General features: G+C 66.1%; 4 protein-coding genes. 3 read left to right on the top strand and 1 reads right to left on the bottom strand.

Annotated elements, in window-relative coordinates:
• Nucleotides 1-973 precede the first annotated feature (973 nt).
• The 3 genes from ACFPCV_RS37930 to ACFPCV_RS37920 are packed head-to-tail and all read left to right on the top strand — an operon-like array spanning nucleotide 974 to nucleotide 4,904.
• The gene (locus ACFPCV_RS37930; protein ID WP_378062284.1) at nucleotides 974-2,428 is read left to right on the top strand and encodes a hypothetical protein; all 1,455 of its coding nucleotides are present in this window, start codon (nucleotides 974-976) and stop codon (nucleotides 2,426-2,428) included.
• Nucleotides 2,425-2,991, top strand: a complete 567-nt coding sequence (locus tag ACFPCV_RS37925) for a hypothetical protein (RefSeq protein WP_378062283.1) — start codon at nucleotides 2,425-2,427, stop codon at nucleotides 2,989-2,991. Before ACFPCV_RS37930 ends, ACFPCV_RS37925 begins: the two co-directional genes overlap by 4 nt.
• Entirely contained in the window at nucleotides 2,988-4,904 is a 1,917-nt protein-coding gene (locus ACFPCV_RS37920; protein ID WP_378062281.1) for an AAA family ATPase, read from the top strand. Before ACFPCV_RS37925 ends, ACFPCV_RS37920 begins: the two co-directional genes overlap by 4 nt.
• A 75-nt stretch (nucleotides 4,905-4,979) precedes the next feature.
• On the opposite strand, the gene ACFPCV_RS37915 is transcribed toward ACFPCV_RS37920, so the two are convergent.
• A complete protein-coding gene (locus tag ACFPCV_RS37915; RefSeq protein ID WP_378062280.1) occupies nucleotides 4,980-8,657 on the bottom strand; it encodes a tetratricopeptide repeat protein in 3,678 nt (1,225 codons plus the stop codon).
• Nucleotides 8,658-8,996: the final 339 nt, after the last annotated feature.

Here is an 8,996-nt window from a genome sequence, read left to right as displayed (position 1 = left end):
GGCGACCTGACCAGTCTGGCCGCCTGACCCCAGTAACGAGTCTCTACCGAACCCGGGGCGGTTCACCCATGGACGACTTCGTCCGGTTTGGGAACGCCTCCCATGTAGTGCGCCGGCGGCCCGGTGAGGGTCTACCGCGTTCGTTCTATGAGAGTGGACTATCCACAAACGAGCCCGCGCCGATCGCGCGTACTTCCGGTGGCGATGGCCGCAGCGCTCGCGATCGCGCTTGACGGCCCGGTCGTGGCACAACAGCAAGGAGGCCCAGCAGCCACTCTCGCCCCAGCAGCGCCATCCAGAAGCACCGACTTGAACCAACGTCGCCAGACTCTTCGTCTCAAGTCACACGGTCATGATCAATAGCATGCGGCTCGGCAAACCACCAGGTCACACCGGGTTCTCCATCGCCAACATCAGTCAACACAAGGCGGCGGACACCAGTATTTCCCGTCGCGTATCCAACTCATTCTGGGAAAATCCTGGCCCGATCTTGACCGGGATCAGCTCCGAGACAAAGAAAAGTGGCCGTCTACCTGCGTAAACGGCCACTCACCGGTCGGGCTGACAGGATTCGAACCTGCGACCCCTTGACCTTATTCGGGTCTATCGTGACCTGCGGAGCTCTACGCTTCTCCCCTGTTGACCTGCGAAAACGTGTTCAGCGCTTGCCGTTGCTTGCCGTGCTCTGCCGACGTCATGTTGACAAAATGTGTACACGCAGGGTCTTGAGTGGATCCAGGTTTCCGCAGGTCAGGCTCATCCCTTTGACGGTCGAGACAGCCGTCGCCTGGATCATCTCGAAGAGTGCGACTGCGCCGTCGTTGCCCGAGTACCACGCCCGCAACCACACGACTGCACCCGACCTCGGCCCTGCAGCACTTCGCGCAGACCCACGTCCTGCCGCTGGCTCACCTCGTCTGCGCACGTCAACGACGACTATTCGATATTCGCCCGATCATCTAGAGTCGGTTCTGTGTCACCGGGGGATCTCACACCGCGGCCCGAACGCCAGCCGGGCACCGAGCTGACAGTCGTCAGCCTTCCAGGGCAACTGGTCGAGAAAGTTTCGAAGTCCTCCCGGGGCCGCAACCTCGACATGCTCGCGCGAGTGGCGCAGCTGGACGACGCTGGTTCTGACACCGGCGACCTGTACGAGTGGCAGGCGGCGATGGCCGCAGCCGACGGCCTGGCCCTCTTTTTCGACGCGATCGACGACGACGGAGTGCTGACTCCGGAGTGCGATGACGCGGTGCTGTGCGAGTGGCACGAGGACTGGGTCCGGTTCCGCGGGAGCACGATGGAGTTGGTCTCGGGCAAACACCGCAGCGCGGAAGTGGGCGCCTTCTCGACGGTGACGGCCCTGGCCGACGAAGGCGGGGTGGCGCACCTGTTCAACCGGTGGTTCGCACTCGGCCAGGAGCCCTTCTGCCGACTGGTGACCACAGGAGGTATCAAGGCAGGACCCGCCCGCCAGCTGGAATCATTGAGCCGTCGCCTTCGACAGGCTCGGGCGGCCGGCATGGACCTATCCGTCACGGCCGACGAGAAGCTGCATCTCGAAAGGCTGCGAAGATCAATTATGCAGCACGACAAAGGCACACAGGCGCGGTGGCAGGGGAAGGACGACGTTCCAGGGACTCCGTTAGCTGTACAGAACGAAGAGGTCATCGCGTTTCTTTCGGCGTTGCGGATCGACGTGGTGGCCACGAACCGCGGAGTCGTGCGCGATGCCGCTCCCAACAAGTACGTCAAGCCCGTCCTGGACCGCATGGGTCACACTGCGGTGGACGCCGCACCGGTGTGGGAAGCGGTGCTGGCCCTGTTTCGCGCCCGCATGCACTCCCACGGAGACACGGTCAGAGGCGACCTTCCCGCGGTGTTGCGGCGTGACCGTACGGGAGGTTCGGATCCGGACGTTGAGCAGCGTATCGCCCGGCGTCTGGTCACGATGAAAGACATCCAGTTGGCCATCGAGACGGGGTTGTCGGTGCCCGGGGCCTATCGGCTTGTGCCACCGGTCCCCCCGATCTCACGGTTGGAGATCAAGATGGCGCAAGCGGGGTGTTCGGCGAACGCTGTCGGCCGGGCCTCGGCGTTGCGGATGGATTACGAGGACTTCTGGCGAGATCGGGAAAGCGGAGATCCCGAGGCTCGGGCGGCGCGCCGGAAACTCGAAGGCACGTTGCGTCGCATCAGCGATCACGCGATGGGCGACTCAGAGGTCTCCGGCACGAGGCTGTGGCGCGCCCTCGAGGGAATGATCACCGAGCTGCAGGACGCCTCCCGTCTTCCGGCCGGTGTCGACAGCGATATCGCACTGGGAGGTCTTTGCGACCTGTCGAACCGGTGCGAGGTCTGGTTCGGCCCTACCTTCGACATCGACGCCGTGATCAACAGCAGGCGCGGTGAGGGGATGACACCGTCGTGATCGGTCTGGACAGACCCGAATTGGCCCTGCTACGCGAAGATCTCGCCTACCACCAGGCACGCATTCTCCTGCTGGTCGCCGCAGTCGCGAGTACGGATGGCCATGGCAAGAAGCTCGACGGGCTGACCAAGCTGGCCAAGCTGGACTTCCTGATTCGCTACCCAGCCCTCGGTCCTCTGGTCCTCGACGGTCTGGACCCGACGGACCCCCGCCTGCACCTGCCGGATGCGGAAGCGTCCCCTACGCAGACAGAGGCACCGATGATCCGGTACAAATACGGCCCTTGGGACGACCGCTACTACGCGGTGATCGGAGCACTGGTCGGCCGAGGACTGATCCGCTATGCAAAGGGACGCAAAGGTAGCGTGGCACTCGCCACCACGCTAGCGGGACGAACTGCCGCCGCCCGGCTCGCCGACAACCCCAAGTGGTCCGACATCGCCGAGCGCAGCACTGCTATCGCGCAAGCCTCCTCGGGCATGACCGGCAACCAACTGAAGCATCGCATCTACGACCGGTTGGCCGACCTCATGAACCGCCCACACCGGCAGGAGATCCGGTGACCACCCGATTCCGCGTCGATCTGGTCGGGCTCGACACCACAGAGGGCCCCATCGAGTACCGCTTCCCCTCCGACCTCACCGTGCTCGCTGGCCCCACCGGAGTCGGGAAGACCACTCTCCTCGAGCTGATCAAGTTCGGATTCGGTCTCGATGCCACCCTAGCCCCGGTGGCGCAGCAGCACATCGAGTCAGTGACATTGCACGCACGCATCGGGGACGAGCGCCTGCAGCTCGTCCGCAGCCTCGACCGACGCAAGCGCGCCACGGTCCGAGTCACCGACCTGATCACCCAGGAACGTCTGCCGGACCACAGCACCAATTCCGACGCCGAGCACGCCGTGAACTCGCTGTTGATGCAAGCACTGGGGCTGCGCGACGACCTGCGGGCCAGCACAGACCGCAGCAAGAAACCGGGCGCGCGAATCAGCTTCGGCGACATCCTGACCTACCTCTACATCTCTCAGCGGCAAATCAACCACGACATCGCCTACAGCCAGGAGAACTACCGCGAACCCAAGCGCCGCACCGTGTTCGAGTTGCTGTTCGGACTCACCGATCCCGAGATCCTTGACCTACGCACCACTGTCACCGAGATCCAGGAGAAGATCGCCGCAGCCACCGTCGGCCACAAGACCGTCGTGGAATTCCTCGAAAACAGTGGAACCCGGCAACGCGACGAGGCACAGAGCGCGCTGCGCGAAGCAGTGGAAGCTGAGGCAGCGGCCGAGCAACAGCTGACCCTGCTGCGCGACGAACTCGACCCGGTGTCGGACCGTGAGACACGGGCTCTCCGAGACTTGCTCACCGACGCTGAACGTGGTGCTTCCGATCTCACGGCCACGGCCGCGGACATCAGCCGCCGCCAAGCCCGGTACGCCGAGGAACAACGACGGATCCGATCAGATATGGACCGCCTCGACCGCATGCGCGAGGCCAACCTGATGCTGGCTGACATCGAGTTCAGCGTGTGCCCGCGATGCCTCCAAAAGCTCAACAGCCGCCCGATCCCGACTGACGCGTGCCGGGTCTGTCTGCAGCCCGACCCGGTCAACTCGGATGCCTCGTCAGACCAGTACGAAACACGCCAACTCCACGATCAGCTGAACGAGATCGGCGAACAGATTACTGCCCTGGAACAGCAAAAGGAGCTCGTCGAGACGACCGCTGCAGAGAAGGAGCGGCTTGTCGCGCTGCTCAACGCCCGCATCGAACAGCGCACGGCCCAGCGGATCACACCTCGCCTGCAAGCCTTCAGCGACGCGGCTCAGACCGCGGCCTCAGCCAGGAGCGACCAGCAACGCTGGGAAGCCATCCTCCAACAATGGGACGCGGTCGCCGACCTCGCCCGACACGTGGAGAACCTCACCGCCGAACGCGAACGCCTCCTAGCCCGTATCGAACTCGCCCAGCAGACCTTGGAAACCCGGCGCGGTGCAGTGATCGAGGAACTCAGCGCCGAGTTTGCCGAAACCGTTCGAGCCATTGGCATTCCTGGCGTGCAGACCGCGTCCATCCACCCCACGCGATACCTGCCCGTCATCAACGGCGACGTGTTCTCCAGGAACAGCCAGCTCGGCGGCGGGCTCACCACCGCCACCCAGATCGCCTACTGGTGCACGCTGATCGCGGTGGCCATGCGAACCCCCGACGCGCCCTACCCGATGTTCCTGCTCATCGACAGCCCTCGCCTGGCCCTCAACGAAGACACCACCCTCAGCCCCGCGATGTACCGCCGACTCACCACCCTCGCAGGCACCATGCCCGGACGCCTTCAAGTAATCATCGCCGACAACGAACTCCCCCCGGCCTATCGGGCCAGCTACGCCGAGGTCGATTTCGACTACGACAACCCAACCATCCCGACGATCACCCACCCGGGACCGACGGCGGTCTCCACGATCGAGGTGGCCTGATCTCGCTAGGCCCGACCGGATAGCCAAGATCACCCGCCGAAGTCCGGCAGCGCGACCCGCAGATCTCGACACTGGTTATCGGAGGTGGCGTTGAGGGACACCCAGTTGGTGAGCCCAGGTGCGGACGAGTGTCTGGAGCTCGTTGTCAGCGTCGGCGATCTGTTTGGCATGGCGGAGAAACATCGCAGCCTGGGCAGTGTTGCCGGGGCCGGCGGCGCGGGCGCGGGTGATGAGGGCGTAGACGGCGAGTGAGTCCACCTCGGGTTGATTCAGGGCATGTTGTGCCGAGGCGATGGTTACGGCTTCGTCGGCGATGTCTTGTGCTTGTGGCCACTCGTGACGGTCGCAGTGGACGTCTGCCAGGTTGTTCAGTGCCTCGGCGAGTTTGACGCTGTCACCGACCCCCTGGTCGACGAGTTCACGATGGATGGTCACGGACTCAACGGCGAAGTCGAGAGCGGCATCGTGGTCGTCGCGGGCGCTTGCGCAGACAGCCGCGTTGACGAGCACGCCCGCCAGGTCCTCCCGTGCCTCGTCGCCGGGCAGAGCGCGATACGCGGCGATCGTGTCGCCGAAGACCCGGGCCGCGCGGTCGTAATCCTCGGTCACGTCGAGAGCGCGGGCCCACGCATGGAGCACGGCGGCGTAGTTCTCGTGGAGGTGCTGATCGGTGTCGTGCGCCAGAACGTGGTGGAACAAGTCGGCTGCGCGTTCGGCGTCACGCAGCGCCTGTTCGTAGCGGCCGAGGTCGAACGCGGTGGCCGAGGCGAGGTGCAGGGCCTGGGCCAGTTTGCGGCGTGTTCGGTTCCGGTCACCGCGCAACGCGTTGTCGAGCAACTCGACCGCCTCGGCGACCAGGTCGAGCGCGGCCGGTTCGTCGTCGAGGGCGACGTGGGCGTGGGCGAGTCCGACCAGTGTCTCGGCGAGTGACTCGTCGTAGTCGGCGCGTTGCGGGCCGGAGAGCTTGCGGTAGATGCCGATCGACTCTTCGTAGGCATCGATGGCGTCGTGGTGCCTGTCCATCTCGTGCAGGCAGTTACCGAGGTTGTGAAGGGCGCCGGCGAGCGCGGCGAGATGGCTGCCGGGTACCCGGTCGGCGAGTCCGCGGTAGAGCGGGACGACCTGGTCGAGGTAGGTGAGGGCCCGGTCGTGCTGGTCGAGTCGGCGAAGCAGCGCGGCGGTGTTGTTCATCGTGTCGGCGAGCCGGACTAGGTGGGTGTCGCCGTGCCGGGACACCAGCGCGCGTGCCAGCGCCACGGCCTCCTCCCCCAGCTCCGCGCCCTGCTCCCACAACCCAAGCTCGGCGTGGGCGCCCGCGAGGTTGCCCAGCGCTCGGATGAGTTCTCCGCGGTAGCTGTCGGGCTGGTCGGCGTCCAGGTCCCGGTAGATTCCCACCGCCTGCGCGGTCGCGGCCAGTGATGCCTCGGTTTCACCGCGGGCGTCACGGATCGTGCCCAGCGACTCCAGAGCGGACGCGAGCCGGGCACGGTCGCCGTGATCACGGCTGTGTTCCCACAGTTCCCTGGTGATGGTGACAGCCCGCTCGATCGCCTCGACCGCACGGTCAAGGTCGCCCTGCTCGTGGGTGAGGTCCGCGACGGTGATCAACGCGTCGGCCCGCGCTGTGGCCAGGCCATCCGGCTCGACCGAGCCGGCGTTGAGGTCGTCGAGAAGCGTGACGGCCTCGGCGGCGTACTCCGCTCCCTCCAGGTACAGGCCCAGCTCGGCATGCCTGGCAGCCAACGTGGTCAGCGCACCGGCCAGTTCGACGACGTCATCAGGGCCTTCGGCCAGCGCACGGTAGTCCCGGACCGCCTCACCGGCTATGACGAGCGCGCGATCGTGCTCGCCGACCGCGGACAACCGCAACGCCAGGTTGTGCCGCAGCTCCGCGACGAACCCGGCGTCGACGTCTGCCCGCCGGGTCTCGGCCCGCAGCAACGCGGTCGTGTGGACCACCGCGAACACGGCCAGGGTCAGACTGGTGTCGGGCAGGTTCGCCACGATCACCGCCGACAGGTCCTGATCCCCGCGCAACGCGCCCAGCACGTCGACCAGCGTCGGATCCTCGACCTGGGTCGCGACAGTCATGCCGACACCGATCCGGTCCGCAGTGTCGACGCCCAGCAGCTCGGCCATCACCGGTCGAACGACCGCGCGATGGCGGCCTGCCGCCCTGGACAGGACCGTGAGCGCACGGAACAACTGCCGGTCATCGACCACCGGGGCCAGATCCGTGGTCAGCTCCGGATAGTCGGCCAGCACCAGCGCGACCAGATCCTCGCCCAGCCGATCGGGCCGCAACGGATTCAACGCGGCCTCACCCGGATACAGGTGGGTCAGCCAGTCAAGGTGATCAGCGATCACACCCCGACCCGCGCCGTCGAGGGACCGCAGCGCCGCAAGCACCCGCCGTGCCGCCAGCAACTCGTCCGCACCCACCAACGTGGCCGCGGCGACCAGCTCCCGCACCCGCTTCGCACGCGCGGGCACACCGTGAGCGGCCACAGACCGCAGCCAGTAACGCTCCTCGTGGTCAAGCACTCGCCGCACCGGGTCGGCCCGCGTCGGCAACACCTCACCGGACGCCATACGCACCACCGCATCCAGCACCGCCGCGAGCGCGGCAGCGTGGACGTCGAGAACCTGGTCGTAGCGATCGTCGTCGAGATCCAACGGAGCCACCACATCGGTGACTCGGCCGCCCAGCCGGTCACGGAACGCCGCGACAGCAAGAGCGAACTGCGTGCGCCGCGCTCCGCCCGGCGCCACCCGCGCGACGTTCTCGACCACGATGTCCGCGGCCAGTGCCGCGATACGCGGGGCCTCGTGACGTTCCAGCGTCCGCTGCCATTCGCCACCCGCCCGGGCCAGCAACAACACCCTGGCCACGCCCTGCTCAGCTGACCGTTCCAGCAGCTCGGACAGCAAATCGGCCACCTGTCCGGGCCGTGCCTCCGCGTAATCCACCACGAGCAGCAGACCAGCGCGGACCGTGCGCACCCGCACCAGCACCTCGGGCTCGGCATCCTCCCGCACAAACCCCGCATGCAACCCACGGTCGCGCGCATGCTCGACAAGCTCGGCTGCCAGCCGGGACTTGCCCCGCCCACCCGGCCCGATCAGCAACCGGACATCCAGGGGGCTCGGCTCATCCAGCCATCCGGCCAACCGCTCCCGCTGATCGTCCACCGGGAGGTAGTCGACCACCCGGTACTCCGGCCGCAGCAACTCACTCGGCAACGGATCCTCCGGTAGAGCACGGGATTCGACGAACAGGTCCGGCAATGCCAGCTCCGGCACCCGGTCCACGATCCACTCCGCCAGCCGCGCCAAGTCCGCGTTCAGGCTCGTGTGCCGCACAGTTGCGGCCTGCCGCAGCGACAACTCGGCGACGTCATCGGGCAGATCCGTCGGTATCGTCGTGCCGTCGAATAAGACCGGAATGATCTCAATATCCCGCTCGAGCGCCCGGCGGACCTCCCACCGCACCCAATCGTCCTCGTAGTCGATCAACCGAACCGTCGTGCCCTCCGCACACGCCAACCACTCCGGACCGATCAGCACCAACAGCACCCGAACCTGCTCCAGCGCGGCACGGAGCTCGTCCGGATACCGCTCTCCCGGCGACATCGACACATGGTCGAGAAACACCCGCTCGCTGCCAAACCTGCCAACGAGGAACTGGTGGGCCGAGGCGGCGCCGAACCGCGAGTCCACTGTTCGGTAGTTCACGAAAACGTCGAACACCACCCCATCTTCCCGGCTCAACCGCAAGAGGGTGAGTCAGGAGCCTCCGCGGCTGTCGGTCAGGACCGCTCTAACTCGTTCACGGAGGTCACGTCCCTCACGGCTGTGATGCTCGGTAGCTTGCCGTTCGAGCCGCGCAGGAGGTCTGTTACTCGTCCGCCCCCACACTCTGGCGCCAACCTAACACTATGAGTGACTGTCACCTGGTCAACACCACTTCGGCAGCCAAGCTCAGCACCGGATGGATCTCAGCAGCGTGCAGAAGGGTGCACACGCGACGCCGCCTCACGATCACAAGCTCGGTAGGTTCGCGGATGTCTACGCATGGACTCGACTCCGATG

It is taken from the genome of Actinophytocola glycyrrhizae, from assembly GCF_042653545.1.
Lineage (GTDB): Bacteria > Actinomycetota > Actinomycetes > Mycobacteriales > Pseudonocardiaceae > Actinophytocola > Actinophytocola glycyrrhizae.
The sequence above is the reverse complement of the archived record's forward strand: the minus strand, read 5'-3'. Positions and strand labels throughout refer to the sequence as shown.